The organism is Pseudomonas sp. NPDC077451 (genome assembly GCF_044543345.1).
Lineage (GTDB): Bacteria > Pseudomonadota > Gammaproteobacteria > Pseudomonadales > Pseudomonadaceae > Stutzerimonas.
The window spans coordinates 301,785-318,703 of the sequence record NZ_JBITVX010000001.1 but is presented as its reverse complement, the minus strand read 5'-3'; the positions used below and the strand labels follow the sequence as shown (position 1 = coordinate 318,703).

Genomic DNA, 16,919 nt, shown 5'->3' with positions numbered 1-16,919 from the left:
CGAGCAAGCTCGCTCCTACACCTCGACGTTATGTGCGCTGATTTCAGGCAGGCTGGTTACCACATTAGATCGTCGGGGATCTGGTAAGCGGCGTAAGGATCATCGGCATCCGGCGCTTCGGTCTGAACATTGAGCTGCACGATGCGGCGCGGGTCGCGCTCCTGAATCTTCAGTGCCGCCTCACGCGGGATCACTTCATAACCGCCGCCATGGCGGACGATAGCCAGCGAGCCACTGGAGAGCTTGTCGCGCATCAGCTTGTTCACAGACAGGCGCTTGACCTTCTTGTCGTCGACGAAGTTGTAGTAGTCCTCGGTGGTCAACTTAGGCAAGCGGCTGCCTTCGATCAGTTGCTTGACCTGCGCGGTACGGGCCTTCTGTTCGGCTTTTTCCTGATGCTGACGGTTCAGCTCCTGGTCGCGGGCGAGTTTTTCGGCATGAGCCTTAAGTGCCGCATCGCGTTGCGAGGTGTCCTGTTCAGCCTGGCCTTTCTTCACCAGGCGCTGCTGTTTCTGCTGTTGCTTGCCGGCCTGCTTGGCCTGTTTCTCATTGACCAGCCCGGCTTTGAGCAGCTGATCGCGAAGGGAAAGACTCATGTGTCGGCTCGTCTCGTCGTGAATTCAAATTAGACGTAAGGGCGGATCAACAGGATCCACCTAGCGGGTTCGTGGCCCTGACAACTTCCACGATTACGCTCCGGCTATCAACCTCAGGTCGGTATCTTTTCGGCTTTCTTGGCCTCGCCCCATAGCGCGTCGAGCTCTTCCAGGTCGCAATTTTCAATGGGCCGACCGCTATCCCGCAAGGCTTGTTCGATAAAGCGAAAGCGTCGCTCAAACTTGCGATTAGCCGCGCGCAATGCATTCTCCGGATCGACCTTCAGGTGCCGCGCCAGATTGACCGTGACGAACAGCAAATCGCCGATTTCCTCTGCGATGGCCTCCGGGTCGTTCTCGCTCATGGCCTCGAGGACTTCGTCGAGTTCCTCACGCACCTTGTCCACCACCGGCAACGCGTCCGGCCAGTCGAAGCCGACCTGAGCGGTGCGCTTCTGCAGCTTGGCAGCGCGACTCAAGGCGGGCAACGCGCTGGGCACATCATCGAGCAGCGACAGTTGCTCGGGCACTGCGGACTTCTCCGCGCGTTCCTCGGCCTTGATTTCCTCCCAACGCAACTTGATGGCTGCCTCATCGAGGCGCGGCAACTCCGGCGAGCCGTACAGATCGCCGTCAGGGAACACGTGCGGGTGCCGACGCAACAGCTTGCGGGTGATGCCATCAACGACCGCATCGAACTCGAAGCGGCCCTCCTCCTTCGCCAGTTGGCTGTAATAGACAACCTGGAACAGCAAGTCGCCCAGCTCACCCGGCAAATGATCGAAGTCACCGCTCTCGATGGCATCCGCCACCTCGTAGGCTTCTTCCAGCGTATGCGGCACGATGCTGGCGTAATCCTGCTGCAGATCCCAGGGGCAGCCATGCTGCGGATCACGCAGCCGGGCCATCAGGTGCAGAAGGTCATTGAGCTGGTACATGAGATTCCTCGGTGAAAGCCTGAGAGTGAAGCTGAGCCCATTGTAGGGTGGATGACGCCTCATCCATCCACCGCGGCGGCGTCGTGGTGGATGTAAAAAGCGACATCCACCCTACGTGCGCTCTGCGTGCGGCTTCACACATACTTACGTCCGTCCCCGAGCGTCGCGAGCGAAGAGCTGGCTAGGCGAAGCTCAACCGAAAAAGCGGAGTTGGCTGTTGCCAATGAGCATTTTTCGGTTGGGCTTCAACAACGCCAGATCGAGCGCAGCAGCTCAGATCAGATGCCAAACAAAACAGGTCTGACCGTCGCGAGCGAAGGCCAGACAAGGCGCAAGCTAGCTGAAAAAGCGGAGTTGGCTTCTGCCAATGAGCATTTTTCAGCTAGCTTGCAACGCCGTATGGCCGAGCGCAGCAGGTCAGGAGGTACGCTGGCGCTTGGCCTCGATAATATTGGGCAGCTGCGAGATTCGGCTGAGTAGTCGCCCCAGCGCATCCAGCCCAGGTATCTCAATGGTGAGCGTCATCTGCGCGGTGCTGTCTTCCTTGTTCGAGCGAGTGTTGACGGCCAGTACGTTGATCCGCTCGTTGAGCAGGATCTGCGAAACGTCACGCAGCAGGCCGGAACGGTCGTAGGCACGAATACTGATGTCTGCCGGATAGGTCTTTTCGGGGATCGGCCCCCAGCTGACCTGAATGATCCGCTCCGGCTCACGTCCGGACAGCTGCAACACCGAGGCGCAATCCTGGCGGTGGATGCTGACGCCGCGCCCGAGGGTGATGTAACCGACAATCGGATCGCCCGGCAGCGGCTGGCAGCAGCCCGCCATTTGCGTGAGCAGATTGCCGACACCCTGGATCTGCACGTCGCCGCGCTTGCCCGGTTTGGTGCTGGTGGGGCGCTTTGGGATCAGCTCAAGCTGATCGTCGCTATGGCTATCCGGTTCCACCAGCTGCTGGGCATGATTGACCAACTGCGCCAGACGCAGGTCGCCGGCACCCAGTGCGGCGAACATGTCTTCAGCGGTCTTCAGGTTGGCTTTTTCCGCCAGTTTGTCGAAGTCCACCGGCGGCAGATCGAGGCGACCAAGCTCGCGTTCCAGCAACGCCTTGCCGGCCGCAACGTTCTGGTCGCGGGCCTGCAGCTTGAACCAGTGGACGATCTTCGCCCGCGAGCGAGAGGTGGTGATGTAACCCAGGTTGGGGTTCAGCCAATCGCGGCTCGGCGAGCCGTGCTTGCTGGTGATGATCTCGACCTGCTCGCCGGTTTGCAGGCTGTAATTGAGCGGCACGATGCGCCCATTGATCTTGGCACCCCGGCAGTTGTGGCCGATCTCGGTGTGCACGCGGTAGGCAAAGTCCAGCGGTGTGGCGCCCTTGGGTAGATCGATGGCATGGCCGTCCGGGGTGAATACGTAGACGCGATCGGGTTCGATGTCGACGCGCAGCTGATCGGCCAGACCGCCAATATCACCCAGCTCTTCATGCCATTCGAGCACCTGACGCAGCCAGGAGATCTTTTCCTCGTAGTGGTTCGAGGTGCTCTTGACGTCGGTGCCCTTGTAACGCCAGTGCGCGCAAACGCCCAGCTCGGCTTCTTCGTGCATAGCCTGGGTGCGGATCTGCACTTCCAGCACCTTGCCTTCCGGCCCTAGCACCGCGGTATGCAACGAGCGGTAGCCGTTCTCCTTGGGGTTGGCGATGTAGTCGTCGAACTCCTTGGGGATATGCCGCCAAAGGGTATGCACGATACCCAGCGCGGTGTAGCAATCGCGAACCTCGGGCACCAGCACGCGAACGGCGCGAACGTCGTAGATCTGGCTGAATTGCAAGCCTTTCTTCTGCATCTTCCGCCAGATCGAATAGATGTGCTTGGCACGCCCGTCTATTTCGGGGTGGATCCCGGTGGCGGTCAGTTCGTCCTTGAGCTGCTGGACCACGTTCTGGATGTACTGCTCACGATCCAGCCGGCGCTCATGCAGCAACTGAGCGATCTGCTTGTACTGTTCAGGCTCAAGGTAGCGGAAGGACAGGTCCTCCAGCTCCCACTTGATGTGACCGATGCCCAGGCGATGGGCCAGCGGTGCATAGATATCGAACACTTCCCGCGCGACGCGGTGGCGCTTGTCGTCATCGGCGTTCTTTACCGCGCGGATGGCGCAGGTCCGCTCGGCCAGCTTGATCAGCGCGACGCGAACGTCGTCGACCATTGCCACCAGCATCTTTCGCAGGTTTTCCACTTGGGTTTGTGTGCCCAGCACCAGCGACTCGCGCGGGTTGAGGCTGTCGCTGATGGCCGCCATGCGCAGCACACCCTCGATCAGCTTGGCCACCACCGGGCCGAAGTGCTGGTGCACCTCGGCCAGCTGGATCTTGCCTTCGCGCACGCCGCGATAGATCACTGCGGCTACCAGGCTGTCCTGGTCGAGCTTGAGGTCGGCGAGTATCTCGGCGATCTCCAGCCCGGTCTGGTAGCTGGAGGTGCCTTCGCTCCAGAGATTCTGTGCCGCGTTGGCCTGCTGTTCCGCCGTTCGGGCGAACTCGCAAGCTTGCTTGAGAGCGTCGCGGTCGAGTGCTGGGTCCATCCCCAGCACATGATCGAGCCAGCCATCGAGGTTGATGCTGCCGTCGGTGTTGATCGGCTGAAGCGCTCTGACCTGGACCATCTAATACCTTCCCTCTACGCATCATCTGCGTCGAATACGCCGGCTTTCTCGGAGCCGGTCGGTTGAACCACAGGCCGATCGCCTGTCAAAAAAACTGAACTACGCTGGCCGCTCGAAGAGTGCCATGGCCTCGACGTGCGCGGTTTGCGGAAACATGTCCAGCACGCCTGCTTGCTTCAATTGATAGCCCTGCCCGACCAACTCAGCGGCATCGCGCGCCAGCGTTGCAGGATTGCACGAAACATAGACCACGCGCCGTGCGCCTAAAGTCGCCATCTGCCGCACAATTTCCAACGCACCATCACGCGGCGGATCGAGCAGCACCGCCGCGAAGCCGCCCTTGGCCCACTGCGCTTCGATAAGCGGCTTCGACAGGTCCGCCTGATAAAAGTGCGCACTTTGAAGGCCGTTTTGCTCCGCATTGGTGCGCGCGCGCTCGACCATCTCGCCAACAGCTTCGATGGCCACCACTTCTGCACCCTTTCGAGCCAGCGGCAAGCTGAAGTTGCCCAGCCCGCAGAACAGGTCGAGCACCCGCTCGCCTGCTTCCGGTGCCAGCCATTCCAGGGCCTGCGTCACCATTGCCTCGTTGACCGGCGCGTTGACCTGGACGAAGTCGCCTGGTCGCCAGGCCAGTTCCAGATCCCATGCTGGCAAGCGGTAGCCCAACCTGTACGCGGAGTCCAGGGGCTGCGCCGGACCCTCGCCTTGCAGCCAGAGCTGCACGTTCTGCTCATTCGCGAAGTCGACCAAACGCTTTAGATCGTCCGACCCCAGCGCAGCGGTATGGCGTACCAGCACCGCCTCGGCCGTCCCGCTGAACAACTCCAGATGCCCGATCACTTGCGGCTTGTCCAATGCATGCAACACGGCCAGTAAAGCCGGCAACAGCGTCTGCAAGGGTTGTACCAGCACCTGACATCCGCGAATGGCAACAATGTCCTGGCTGGCACTGGCGCGAAAACCGACGTCGAGCCGCCGCGCCTTGTTGTCCCAGCGCACCGCCAACCGTGCGCGCCGGCGATAGCCAAACTCGGGGCCACTGAGCGGCGCCGCCCATTGCTGCGGCTCGATCGAGGCCACCCGGGACAATTGCTCGGCGAGGCTGCGCTGTTTCAATTCGAGTTGATCGGCCGCGCTCAGGTGCTGCAGGTTGCAGCCTCCGCAAACCCGCGCATGCGGGCACGGCTCGGCACGCCGCCGGTCGCTGGCAGCCAGCACCCGCTCGGTACGGGCTTCGACGATCTGGCTGCGGGCGTTCAGTACGCGCGCCTCGACGTCTTCCTCGGGCAAGGCCCCTTCAACGAACCAGGTGCGGTTATCGACAAAGGCGATCCCGCGGCCATCGTTCGCCAGCCGCTCAATGCTCAGCCGCTGCTTCTTGCCGGTCGGGACCTGAGGCTTCTTCTCGCCACCGCTAGGCTGGAAGCGCAAGCCACCACTGCGTTTGGCCATCAGCAAGTACCGCCTTCAACCGGCACGATAGGATCAATTGGGCTGGTCATAGACGCCTGTCGACAGGTAGCGATCGCCGCGGTCACAGATGATCGCAACGATCACCGCATTCTCGACTTCCTTGGACAGACGCAGCGCCGCCGCCACTGACCCGCCTGACGACACGCCGCAAAAGATGCCTTCCTCGCGGGCCAGGCGGCGCATGACGTGCTCGGCCTCGTCCTGCGCCATATCGACGATGCGGTCGACGCGTTCCGCCTGGTAGATCTTAGGCAGGTACTCCTGCGGCCAGCGGCGGATGCCGGGGATCGCTGCGCCCTCCATGGGCTGCAGGCCGATGATCTGGATGTTCGGATTCTGCTGCTTGAGGTAGCGGGAGACACCCATGATGGTGCCGGTGGTGCCCATCGAACTGACGAAATGGGTGATGCTGCCCTGAGTCTGCTGCCACAGTTCCGGCCCGGTACTGGTGAAGTGAGCCTCAGGATTGTCGCCGTTGGCGAACTGATCGAGCACCTTGCCGCGCCCTTCGGCAGCCATTTTCACCGCCAGGTCGCGAGCGCCTTCCATGCCCTCTTCCTTGCTCACCAGAATCAGCTCGGCGCCATAGGCCGTCATGGCCGCCTTGCGCTCGGCACTGGAGTTGTCCGGCATGATCAGGATGAACCTGTAGCCCTTGATCGCCGCAGCCATGGCAAGGGCGATGCCGGTGTTGCCGGACGTGGCTTCGATCAGCGTATCGCCGGGCTTGATGTCGCCCCGCGCTTCGGCCCGCGCGATCATCGACAACGCGGGACGGTCTTTGACCGAGCCGGCCGGGTTGTTGCCTTCGAGTTTTACCAGGATGGTGTTACTGGTTTCGCCGGGCAGACGCTGCAGGCGAACCAGAGGCGTGTTGCCGACACAATCGGCGATGGTCGGGTACTGAATTGTCATGGCTTCGATGGACCGCACAGCCTTTGAGAGGCGCACATGATAGCGGCAACCATCGGCCACGGGCAGACCGCGCTACCCTCGTGTCGGTCTGGTGGGGATCACGAAACCGCTGCCGATGCGCCACACGCCGCACCCATTCGGCGAAGCAAGCAGACGAACGGCTCAGCACAATGAATGTACGAAGATTTTACCAACCGCAGCGATCAGGCTTGGCAAACCGGGGTCAGTGAACTAGCCCTGTAAACAGCTACACCTTTTTCCTTCCGCCCAAACAAGGAACATCCCATGCACGTCGGACGAGCCGCCCTGGTTCCCTCGATTCTGTTGTTCAGCCTCACCGCCTGCACTCAACCGGACGGCCCATCCAGCGAAATCCCACCCGCCCCGGAAACGTCCAGCGGCTACTCGGCCAAGCCAGGCTGGGCGCTGGAACGCTTTGCCGTTGCCGCTGCCAACCCGCTGGCGACCGAAGCCGGCTACGAAATGCTCAAGGCTGGCGGCAGCGCAATGGACGCCGCCGTGGCGGTACAGATGGTGTTGAGTCTGGTCGAGCCGCAATCCAGCGGGCTTGGCGGCGGTGCCTTTCTGCTGCATTGGGATGGCGAACACATCGCAGCACTGGATGGCCGAGAAACCGCGCCGGCAGCGGTCGACGAACGACTGTTCCTGACTGCCGACGGCAAGCCGATGGCATTTCTCGATGCCGTCGTCGGTGGTCGTTCGGTGGGTGTGCCAGGCGTGGTGAGGATGCTTGAGCGCGCGCACGACCAGTACGGCAAGTTGCCTTGGAAAGCCTTGTTCCAACCAGCTATCGAACTTGCTGAAAACGGTTTCGAAATCAGCCCGCGCTTGCATGGCCTGCTGGTCAGCGATCCGGCCTTGCGCAAGGACCCGCGCGCCGCGGCGTTCTACTACCAGGACGATGGCGAGCCTCTGCCGGTCGGCCATCGCTTGCGCAATCCGGCCCTCGCCGCGCTGCTCAAGGACATCGCCAAACGCGGCAGCGATGCGTTCTACACCGGCGCTAACGCTCGCTCGCTGGTCCTGCAGGTGAACACTCACCCGACCAACCCAGGCCGCATCAGTCTGAACGATCTCGAGGGATACCAGCCGCGTGAGCGGGACGCCATCTGCACGCTCTGGCAGAAGCGCTATCAGGTCTGCGGTTTCCCGCCGCCGTCGTCGGGCCACATTACGCAGATGCAGATCCTCGGCATGCTGGAACAGCTGCCAACGGTGCAGCCGCTCGATCGGGGCGTGCCTTCTGTCGAGTTCCTGCATCGCTATACCGAGGCTTCACGACTGGCGTATGCCGACCGCGCCAAGTACCTGGCTGACCCGGATTTCGTGCCGGTACCGGGCCGCACCTGGAACAGCATGCTTGCACCTAGCTATCTCAAGCAGCGCGCCGCAATGATCGGCCCGCGCAGCATGGGCACTGCCGAAGCAGGCGAACCCGGCGAAATGCCGATTGTGTTTGCCCCGCAGGCGGCACAACCGGAATACGGCACCAGCCATATCAGCATCGTCGACGCCGAAGGCAACGCGCTGGCGATGACCACAACCATCGAGCAAGCCTTCGGCTCACGCCTGCTCAACGATGGCGGCACCGGCCTCCCCGGCGGCTACCTGCTGAACAACGAACTCACCGACTTTGCCTTCGAACCCTACGACGCTTTTGGCCGGCAGGTGGCCAACCGGGTCGAGCCGAACAAGCGCCCACGCTCGAGCATGAGCCCGACGCTGGTATTCGACGTCACGGGCGAGCAGTTTCTGGCGAGCCTCGGTTCCCCTGGCGGCGCGGCGATCATCCACTTTACCGCGAAGACCCTGCTGGGCATGTATGACTGGGGTCTGGATGCGCAACGGGCAATCGACCTGCCCAACTTCGGCAGCTTCAACGGCCCGACGGTGCTCGAAGCAGGTCGCTTTCCAGCGAGCACCGTACAGGCGCTGAAAGTACGCGGCCATGAGGTCAACGAGACGGAAATGACCAGCGGACTTCAAGCTATTCAACGCACCGACAGCGGCTGGTTCGGCGGTGCCGACCCGCGCCGCGAAGGTGTGGTGATGGGCGAGTAACGCCTCGGCGAATGCCAGCCATCAGGTAGCCCTGCGGCTAGCATCCGCCGCGGGCGCGGCCCTACAGGTTCGAGTGCGTGGTAGACGTAACCGCCGGAGGGGCCCTCCGGGTGGTGCACTCAGGGACGACGTCTGCGCTAGACCACCCGCGCCTCGATCTCCAGCCGCTCGATGGCGCTGTCCAGCTCATCCAGAGCCTGGGCCGCGCTTGGGTGATTCTGCTTGAGTAATGTTTCGCTGCGCTCGCAGGCCGCCCGCAGCTGCGGGACTCCGCAATAGCGGGTAGCGCCGTGCAATCGGTGCACACGGTCGATGGTCGCCTGCCGGTCATTGGCCAGACGTGTCTCCCGGATCACCTGGCGATCATCCTCCAGCGAGGCCAGCAGCATGCTCAGCATGTCCGCTGCCAGATCAGCTTTGCCAGCGGCTAGGCGCAATCCCTCTTCCGCATCGAGCACTTTGAGGTTGTTTTCCGGCGTCTGTGTCTCGAGGGATGCTGCGACAAAGCTGCGCGCCAGCGGTAGACCGGTCCACTTCAAGATCACCTGGGCCAGCTGCCGCTCGCTGATCGGCTTGGTCAGGTAATCGTCGAGACCGCTTTGCAAGAGCGAGCGCTTTTCGTTGGACAGCGCGTGAGCGGTGAGCGCGACGATCGGCATGGGTGGCTGCGCGCTGTCGTCCTCCCAGCGACGAATCGCCTCGGTGGTCTGGCGTCCGTCCATGCCAGGCATTTGCACGTCCATGAACACCAGATCGAAGGGCTTGTGCTTGACCGCCTCCAATGCTTCGGCGCCGCTGCTTACCGCTTCGACTTCACCGCCCATGTCGGTCAGCAAGGTTTCCAGCAGCAGCAGGTTGGCGGGGTTGTCATCGACACACAGCACCCGTGGCGGTCGGGTTTCCGGCACAGCGATGTTCTCGATCATGGTCTGTGGCGGGCGCAGCAGATCGAGCAGCACTCGCTGCAACTTGCGCGTACAGGCCGGCTTGCTTTGCAGCTGGGCATGGGTGTGCGATTCGGGCAACGCCTCGTGATATTGCGCCTGCTCGCTGGTCGGGCAAAGCACGATGCATTTGCAGCCCAGCCCTTCGAACTCCCAGAGCCGCAGGCATAGCTGTTGCGGTGCGATTTCTCGATGGGTCACGCCGAGCACGGCTACTTCGATCGGTTTATCGCTGGTATGCGCCTCGAACACCGCCGCCTGCAGCTGATCCAGGCTGTCGAACGGCAACACCTCCATGCCGCAGCTTTCCAGCTGATGCTGCAAGGCCTGACGTGTCAGCGGATGCTGTTCAAGCAAACCGACCTTGCGCCCGAGCAGCGCTGCTCGCGGCAGATCCTCGATATCGTCACGCGCTTTGGGCAGGCTCAGGCTGATCCAGAATTCGGAGCCCTCTTCCGGGATGCTGTCGACCCCGATTTCTCCGCCCATCTGCTCGATCAGCCGCTTGGAAATCACCAGCCCGAGGCCTGTACCGCCGGGTTGGCGCGACAGCGAATTGTCCGCCTGGCTGAACGCCTGGAACAAGGCACGCAGGTCCTGATCGGTCAGACCGATGCCGGTGTCCTGCACGCTGATGCGCAGCTGCGCACGGTCGGAGCGTTCATCCTCGACCATCGCACGGACGATGACGGTGCCTTCATTGGTGAACTTGATGGCATTGCTGACCAGGTTGGTCAGGACCTGCTTGAGCCGCAGCGGGTCGCCGACCAGGGATAGCGGCGTGTCGCGGTAGACCAGGCTAACCAGCTCCAGATGCTTCTGGTGCGCCGCAGGGCCGAGGATGGTCAGGGTGTCCTCGATCAAATCGCGCAAATTGAACGGGATGTTGTCGAGGACCAGCTTGCCAGCCTCGATCTTCGAGAAGTCGAGGATCTCGTTGATGATCCCGAGCAGGCTGTCAGCGGATTTTTCGATGGTCGACAAGTAGTCCTGCTGGCGTGGCGTCAGGTCGCTTTTCTGAAGCAGATGGGTAAAGCCGAGGATGCCGTTGAGCGGCGTGCGGATTTCGTGGCTCATGTTGGCCAGGAACTCGGACTTGATCCGACTGGCCTCCAGCGCTTCCTTACGCGCCAGGTCCAGCTCGATGTTCTGGATCTCGATGGTCTCGAGGTTCTGCTGCACGTCTTCGGTGGCCTGGTCGATGCTCTGTTGCAATTCTTCACGAGCGGCCAGCAAGGCTTCGGCCATACGGTTGATGCCTGCCGCCACTTCGTCCATTTCATGGCTGCCGAGCGCTGGCAAACGAGTCTCCAGGTGACCGTCCTTGAGCTGCGCCACGGCCACCTTGACCCTGTGCAGCGGCTTGCTGATTGCCGTACTCATGCGCAGCGCCAGCAGCGCAGTAATGATCAGCCCTGCGCCAATCAGCAACAGGCTGGCAAACAGGCTGCGGTAACCGCGCAGCAGCGTGCCCTGGTGCGACAGCTCCAATTCCAGCCAGCCAATCAGGCGGAGGTCGTTGTCGGGATTGTCTTCGGCGAGATTCAGATGCTTGCCAAGCACCGGCAGGAGGATGCGCGTGGTGTCGACGCTGCTGACCTGAGTCAGCGCTTCGGGGTCGGTTGGCGGCGACGGGGTGATCATGTTTGGCCCGGCATGGGCCTGCAGATTGCGCTCGGCATCGAGGATGGAGACCGCACGCACGTCAGGCTGGTCCAGCACCTGATTGAGAATACGCTGCAGCCGCTTGCCGTAGCCCTGCGCCATGGCCGGCGCCGCCAACGGGGCCAATTGCTCGGCGATCAGCTGGCCGCGTGCATCGAGCTGATGGCGCATCTCCGACAGCTGCATCCAGGTGAAGTAGATGCCCAGCGCCACGGCTAGCACCGTGCTGGGCAACAAGATCAGCACCAGCACCCGACTCTTTATTCCTAGGTCTTTCAGCACGGTTCCATTCCCCTGGTGGCCAGTGCGCTAGTGTAGCGGCTCGAACGGAGGGAATCTGCGTTGCAAGACAAATGCATGCCAGGCAGAACCAAGCGTGTTCCGATTGGGCGCCTGGCGTAGCGGACTCAGTCCAGCCCGCGGATATCGCGCTCCTGGAAGTGCGGCAGCTGCCACTGGAAGGTCATCGCCAGCACCCGGAACAGGAAGCCCGCACAGAGCGTGGCCAGCGAGGCGATGGACGTGTCGATCCCGAGCCAGAGCAGCGTCACGTAGAGCACGCCAGTGAACAGCGCCACCGTGGCATAGAGCTCGCGCCGCAACACCATCGGCACCCGGTTGCAGAGAATGTCGCGCAGCAGTCCGCCAAACACGCCGGTGATGACCCCCGCCAGCACGACGATTGAAAGGTGCGCGCCCATGTCCATCGCCACGCCGCAACCGATCACGGTAAAGGCCACCAGGCCCAGGCCGTCGACCAGCAGAAACACCTGCCGCAAGTGATGCATATGCCGGGCGACCAGGGCGGTGACGATGGCCGCGCCCACGGTGAAACCAAGGTACTCGGGGTGGGCGATCCAGCCGATCGGGTAATGCCCCAGCAGCACATCGCGCGCCGTGCCGCCGCCCAGCGCCGTCACCGTGCCGAGCATGCAGATACCGAACAGATCCATGCCGCGGCGCATGCCCATGATGGCGCCAGACATGGCTTCAGCCGTGATGGCAACAAGGTAGATGATGTGTAACAGGGTCACGGCGCGCTCCAAGTGGGCATAAAGCTGAAAGGCGCGCGATTATGGGGCACACTCCTGTTTAATCGGTGTGGCTAAGTAAATTTAGGCTATACCAATATTTACTTAATCTGAGTTGCAGCTCTTGATTCTCGACCCCAAGCAGACCGAAGCCTTCCGCACCGTGATCAAGACGGGCAGTTTCGAGCAAGCGGCCCTGCGCCTGCATCTGACACCGCCTGCGATATCGCAGCGGGTGCGCGCCTTGGAAAGTACCTTGGGCAGCGCGCTGGTTGTACGTAGCCGGCCTTGCCGTCCCACGGAAACCGGTCAGCGGCTGATGCAATACCTCAAACGCGCCACGCTGCTGGAAGCGGATCTGATGGCCGAGCTTGCCGAGCGTAGCGATGCCCCACTGGTGGTCGTTGCCGCACTCAATGCCGACAGTCTTGGTACCTGGTTCTTCCCAGCTCTAGCCGAGGTGCTGATCAAGGAGCGCGTCCTGTTGGACCTCACCGTCGAAGATCAGGACCACACGTACAGCCTGCTGGAAACCGGCCTTGCCATCGGCTGTATCAGCACCGAACCCAAACCCATGCGCGGGTGCACGGCGAGCCCGCTGGGCAGCATGCGCTATCGCCTTGTGGCGTCCGCCGCCTTTCGGCAGCAGTACTTTCCCAACGGCCTGAACCGCAATGCCGCGCGCAAGGCGCCAGTGGTCGCCTACACCAACAAGGACCGCCTCACCTCTTCGTTCCTACTGCGGCAGCTGGGCCTGCCCGAGGGCGCCTACCCTTGCCACTACGTGCCTGGCGCCGAGCCACGCTTCAATGCGATCCGCTACGGGCTGGGCTATGGCATGGTGCCGCAGCCGTTGCTGCAGGATGCACTGGCCGAGGGCATCGTGGTCGACCTGGCCATGGACGCGCCGCTTGACATCTCACTGTACTGGCACACCTGGAAGGTGCAGTCGCCGCGCATGGAAAGCCTGTCCCGCCAGATCATCGAAGCGGCGCCGAAAATCCTTGCGCGGCCCGAGGGGGCTTGATGAATGATTACCCCGATGTGTCCTGGTTCGCGAGCAGGCGCGCTCCTACCTAAACGTGTGGCGTTAACCTGGCCCGCATCGGTGCGATGCTCGCGCGCGAAGAGCCCCAGCTACAAGGGAAGTGCATCGTTGGGACTGCGCCGGGTCCGGCCCTGAGGCAAACTAACGCCCATGACTTCTACTCTTTATCATCCGGCCTGCTGCTCGCCCCTGAGCGATCACTGGCCGCTGCCGCTCGCCTTGCCCGGCGTGCAGTTGATCAGCACCCGCTTCGACCCCGCCCTGCTCGACCCCGAGGACTTCACCCGCTGCGGCGTGCCGGGCATGACGGCGGTGAGCAAGCGCCAGACCGAATTTCTTGCCGGCCGTCTATGCGCTTGCGAAGCCTTGCGCCGGGCGACCGGCGCACCGTGCATTCCGGCTGTAAACGAAGACCGCTCGCCCTGTTGGCCTGCCGGGGTGGTCGGTTCGATCACCCATGGCGCTGGCTGGGCTGCGGCCGCAGTGGCGCGACGCGCGCAATGGCGCGGCATCGGCCTGGACGTAGAGAAGCAGATCCCCACCACACGGGCCGATCGGCTGGTCGCTGAAATCCTCACCCCGCACGAACTGGAAGGTTACGCCGCCCTCGACGAGACCCAGCGCGCCCTGCGCGTCACCCTGACCTTCTCCCTCAAGGAAAGCCTGTTCAAGGCGCTCTACCCGCTGGTGAACAAGCGCTTCTATTTCCAGGAAGCCGAACTGATTCATCACGACAGCAGCGGCTACGCCCGCCTGCGCCTGCTCACTGATTTATCCGAAGACTGGAAGACCGGCGCTGAGCTGGATGGCCAGTTCGTCCAATTCGATGACTACCTGCTAAGTCTTGTAAGCATTGCGGCCTGATCTTCACAGCCAAGCGCAAACCCATCGCGGGTAGCCGCAATCCGACTCGTGAGGCTAATGCTTGCTCAGCCCAGCGTGGGTAACCCAACGACCTTTCAGTGAGAGCACGGCGCTGCCCCAACGCCTACTTCACCCGCTTGCGCGGCCAGACCAGGGTGAAACGCGCACCGCCCAGCTCGCTGTGTCCAATCTGCGACCGACCGCCGTGCCAGTAGGTAATCCGCCGGACGATAGACAGGCCCAAACCATGCCCGCCGGAGGCACGGGTGCGGCTGTCATCCAGGCGCAGGAAAGGTGCAAAGACCTTCTCCCACGCTTCCTCGGGTACGCCCGGGCCGTCATCGTCGACCACCAGCTTCGCCCGGTCAGCATCGATGACGAAGCTGACCTCAACCCGCGTTTCGGCGTGGCGCATGGCATTGCTGATCAGATTGCTCAAGGCGCGACGCATGTAGTGCGGCTCGGCATCGACCACACTGCTCCCGTCCGATGCCGGTTTACAGGGCCCGCGCTCGACCAACACCGCCGGGCGCAACGGTGCCAGTTCCCCGATCACCTGATCGACCAGCGCGCTCAAGTCGACCGATTGGAACGTCAGCTCCGGCGATCCACGCTCGAGGCGCGTGTAGACCAGCATCTCGTCCACCAGTCGATCCAGATCGTCGATGTCGCCGTCCATGTCTTCCAGATAGCGGTGACGTGCCTCCGGCGTCTGCGCCGAGCCGGCCATCTCCAGGCCGAAACGCAACCGGGCGACTGGCGTTCGCAGCTCATGGGCCACCGCGCTGACCATCTCCCGCTGCACCGCGAGCAAGCGCTGCAGATGGCTCGCCATGCCATTGAAGGCTTTGGCCAATCGCCCCACCGAATCGGTGCCGGCATCCGGCACGCGCGCTTCCAGCTGGCCGGTCGCGATGCGCGTGGCAGCGCGCTCGACGCTTCGCAGACGCCGCTCCAGCTGGCGCACCAGCAGATACACGGTCAGCCCGATCAACGACAAACCCAGCACACCGATCAAAATCAGCAGCTCGGGCGGATAGGGATTGAGCTGACGCAGCGGCCCCAGCGACATGATCCAGGGGGTTCCGGCAATTGCTGCGAACACCCGGATGGCCTCCCCGCCGTTGACCAGTGCCATCACCGTGTCGCCTTCATCCAGCCGGCGCCGCTGATCATCATCGAGACTGGCGCTGTCGCGGGTCAGCAGCTCCAACGGGTAGCCGAAACCGCGCGCTTCCTTCAGTTCGGCCAGGCGCTGGGGTTGCTCGGCTTCGGGATAACGGATCAGCTCATCGATCAATAGATAGATGGTTGCGCGTGCCAGCTGCTCGCTGAGCTGCTCGACCTCGCCCGTCAGCGCCAGACGGTCTTCAGCGCTGACCAGGGAATAGATCGTCACGCTGCCAGGGCGGATCTGCTCCACCAGAACCTGGCCGCGCAGCAGTCGCGTTTCCAGGCCGGTCTCGAGCCTGATGTCCTCCAGGGTTCGCACGCGCAGCGGTATGCCCAGCAGCCGCCCCCAGAGGTTCGCCGCCTGGCGCCGCTCGATGGGCGTCATGCTGCTCATGTTGTGCGCCATCAGGCGAAAGGTACCGGCCGCCAGCGCCTCGCGATGCTGATCGGCCCGCACCTCATTGAGCAGATGCAGACCACCCGCGCCCAGCAACCCCACCAGCACCAACACGGCGAGCATGCCGCCGTAGATGCGCAGGAAGATCGAATTCACTGCAGCGCTTCAGCAGCTTCGGAGACGAACAGGTAGCCCTTGCCCCGCACTGTCTTGATCAGGCGTGGGTGATCGGGGTCGTCACCAATCTTCGGGCGGATACGCGATATACGCACATCGATGGAACGGTCCTGGCCGTCGTATTCGATGCCGCGCAGTTCAGAGAAGATCTGTTCGCGGGACATGATCCGTCCCGGGTTGGAGGTCAGCAGCCACAGCAGGTCGAACTCCGCGCCAGTCAGCTCGATGCCCTCCCCGCGCAACCAGGCCTCGCGCAACGCGTTGTCGACCACCAATGGGCCGTACTGGACGCGTTTCCCACCCACAGCCGACGGTGCCTCTGCCCCTTCACGCCGCCGCAGCAAGGCCCGGATGCGCGCCAGCAGCAACCGCGGCCGCACGGGCTTGCAAACATAGTCGTCAGCACCGATTTCCAGGCCGAGCACCTGATCGAGATCGTCAGCGCGCGCGGTGAGCATCAGGATCGGCCCGTCATAGCGATCGCGCACCTTGCGGCAGATAGACAGCCCATCTTCGCCGGGCAGCATCAGGTCGAGCACCACTAGATCGGGACGCTCATTAATGATGCGTTCGGCCGCCTGGGCGCCGTCCGCCTCGATGGAGACCTGCATGCCGTTACTTTCAAGATACTCACGGGTCAGCTCGGCCAACCGCTGGTCATCTTCGACAATCAGGATGTTCCAAGACTCTTGATCCACCACGCGCCCTCCCGAGACACCGGCCGGCATTGTAGCGCCAGGGCATAGCCAGATGGCAGCGGTTGACATGCTCCGCTTGGCGCACGGCTTGGAAGAAACGAGGGAAGCTGCGCCCGGTGAGGCCTCTTAGCGGGCTGGCACATCGCTGCGCCCAGCCCGGCGCTGAGCAAAAGGCCATCACGTCTGCCCGCTCCGTCAAAATCAAGCCTTGCGGGCTGCAAAACGCAATAAATCCGTCTTTGACATAACAC

At 62.7% G+C, this 16,919-nt stretch carries 12 protein-coding genes; 3 read left to right on the top strand and 9 right to left on the bottom strand.

What is annotated here, in order from left to right:
* Positions 1 to 56: 56 nt before the first annotated feature.
* From ACIGHL_RS01415 to cysM, 5 genes are all read right to left on the bottom strand, one after another.
* Entirely contained in the window at positions 57 to 596 is a 540-nt protein-coding gene (locus ACIGHL_RS01415) for a DUF2058 domain-containing protein (protein ID WP_128119056.1), read from the bottom strand.
* A 113-nt stretch (positions 597 to 709) separates the two neighbouring features.
* Positions 710 to 1,534, bottom strand: coding sequence for a nucleoside triphosphate pyrophosphohydrolase (gene mazG / locus ACIGHL_RS01410; RefSeq protein WP_128119055.1), 825 nt, complete (start codon positions 1,532 to 1,534; stop codon positions 710 to 712).
* A gap of 417 nt (positions 1,535 to 1,951) precedes the next feature.
* The gene (gene relA / locus ACIGHL_RS01405) at positions 1,952 to 4,198 is read right to left on the bottom strand and encodes a GTP diphosphokinase (protein WP_128119054.1); all 2,247 of its coding nucleotides are present in this window, start codon (positions 4,196 to 4,198) and stop codon (positions 1,952 to 1,954) included.
* A gap of 99 nt (positions 4,199 to 4,297) precedes the next feature.
* The gene (gene rlmD, locus ACIGHL_RS01400; RefSeq protein ID WP_128119053.1) at positions 4,298 to 5,653 is read right to left on the bottom strand and encodes a 23S rRNA (uracil(1939)-C(5))-methyltransferase RlmD; all 1,356 of its coding nucleotides are present in this window, start codon (positions 5,651 to 5,653) and stop codon (positions 4,298 to 4,300) included.
* 33 nt (positions 5,654 to 5,686) lie between these two features.
* Positions 5,687 to 6,589 carry a cysteine synthase CysM gene (gene cysM / locus ACIGHL_RS01395; RefSeq protein WP_046162400.1) on the bottom strand — a complete coding sequence of 301 codons (903 nt, stop codon included), beginning with the start codon at positions 6,587 to 6,589 and terminating at the stop codon, positions 5,687 to 5,689.
* A gap of 285 nt (positions 6,590 to 6,874) precedes the next feature.
* Here cysM and ACIGHL_RS01390 point away from each other — a divergent pair, with 285 nt between their 5' ends.
* Positions 6,875 to 8,671: a gamma-glutamyltransferase family protein gene (locus ACIGHL_RS01390; RefSeq protein ID WP_128119052.1), complete on the top strand. Its 1,797-nt coding sequence runs from the start codon at positions 6,875 to 6,877 to the stop codon at positions 8,669 to 8,671.
* A gap of 137 nt (positions 8,672 to 8,808) precedes the next feature.
* Here ACIGHL_RS01390 and ACIGHL_RS01385 read toward each other — a convergent pair whose 3' ends face one another.
* Entirely contained in the window at positions 8,809 to 11,562 is a 2,754-nt protein-coding gene (locus ACIGHL_RS01385) for a response regulator (protein ID WP_181689943.1), read from the bottom strand.
* Positions 11,563 to 11,687: 125 nt separating this feature from the next.
* Positions 11,688 to 12,314 (bottom strand): trimeric intracellular cation channel family protein, encoded by a 627-nt coding sequence (locus tag ACIGHL_RS01380; RefSeq protein WP_128119051.1) that lies wholly within the window; start codon positions 12,312 to 12,314, stop codon positions 11,688 to 11,690.
* Positions 12,315 to 12,435: 121 nt separating this feature from the next.
* Here ACIGHL_RS01380 and ACIGHL_RS01375 point away from each other — a divergent pair, with 121 nt between their 5' ends.
* Both ACIGHL_RS01375 and ACIGHL_RS01370 read left to right on the top strand, forming a co-directional pair.
* Positions 12,436 to 13,338, top strand: a complete 903-nt coding sequence (locus ACIGHL_RS01375) for an HTH-type transcriptional regulator ArgP (protein WP_128119050.1) — start codon at positions 12,436 to 12,438, stop codon at positions 13,336 to 13,338.
* Between the two features lie 171 nt (positions 13,339 to 13,509).
* Positions 13,510 to 14,223 (top strand): 4'-phosphopantetheinyl transferase family protein, encoded by a 714-nt coding sequence (locus ACIGHL_RS01370; RefSeq protein WP_128119049.1) that lies wholly within the window; start codon positions 13,510 to 13,512, stop codon positions 14,221 to 14,223.
* Positions 14,224 to 14,347: 124 nt separating this feature from the next.
* Here the strand turns inward: ACIGHL_RS01370 and ACIGHL_RS01365 are convergent, their stop codons facing one another.
* The gene (locus ACIGHL_RS01365; RefSeq protein WP_128119048.1) at positions 14,348 to 15,949 is read right to left on the bottom strand and encodes an ATP-binding protein; all 1,602 of its coding nucleotides are present in this window, start codon (positions 15,947 to 15,949) and stop codon (positions 14,348 to 14,350) included.
* Entirely contained in the window at positions 15,946 to 16,668 is a 723-nt protein-coding gene (locus ACIGHL_RS01360) for a response regulator (RefSeq protein ID WP_045431681.1), read from the bottom strand. Before ACIGHL_RS01360 ends, ACIGHL_RS01365 begins: the two co-directional genes overlap by 4 nt.
* Positions 16,669 to 16,919 lie beyond the last annotated feature (251 nt).

What these genes read in the sequence shown, in the direction of transcription:
- ACIGHL_RS01415 (WP_128119056.1), bottom strand. Translation starts at nt 596, where the DNA reads ATGAGTCTTTCCCTTCGCGATCAGCTGCTCAAAGCCGGGCTGGTCAAT.
- mazG (WP_128119055.1), bottom strand. Translation starts at nt 1,534, where the DNA reads ATGTACCAGCTCAATGACCTTCTGCACCTGATGGCCCGGCTGCGTGAT.
- relA (WP_128119054.1), bottom strand. Translation starts at nt 4,198, where the DNA reads ATGGTCCAGGTCAGAGCGCTTCAGCCGATCAACACCGACGGCAGCATC.
- rlmD (WP_128119053.1), bottom strand. Translation starts at nt 5,653, where the DNA reads ATGGCCAAACGCAGTGGTGGCTTGCGCTTCCAGCCTAGCGGTGGCGAG.
- cysM (WP_046162400.1), bottom strand. Translation starts at nt 6,589, where the DNA reads ATGACAATTCAGTACCCGACCATCGCCGATTGTGTCGGCAACACGCCT.
- ACIGHL_RS01390 (WP_128119052.1), top strand. Translation starts at nt 6,875, where the DNA reads ATGCACGTCGGACGAGCCGCCCTGGTTCCCTCGATTCTGTTGTTCAGC.
- ACIGHL_RS01370 (WP_128119049.1), top strand. Translation starts at nt 13,510, where the DNA reads ATGACTTCTACTCTTTATCATCCGGCCTGCTGCTCGCCCCTGAGCGAT.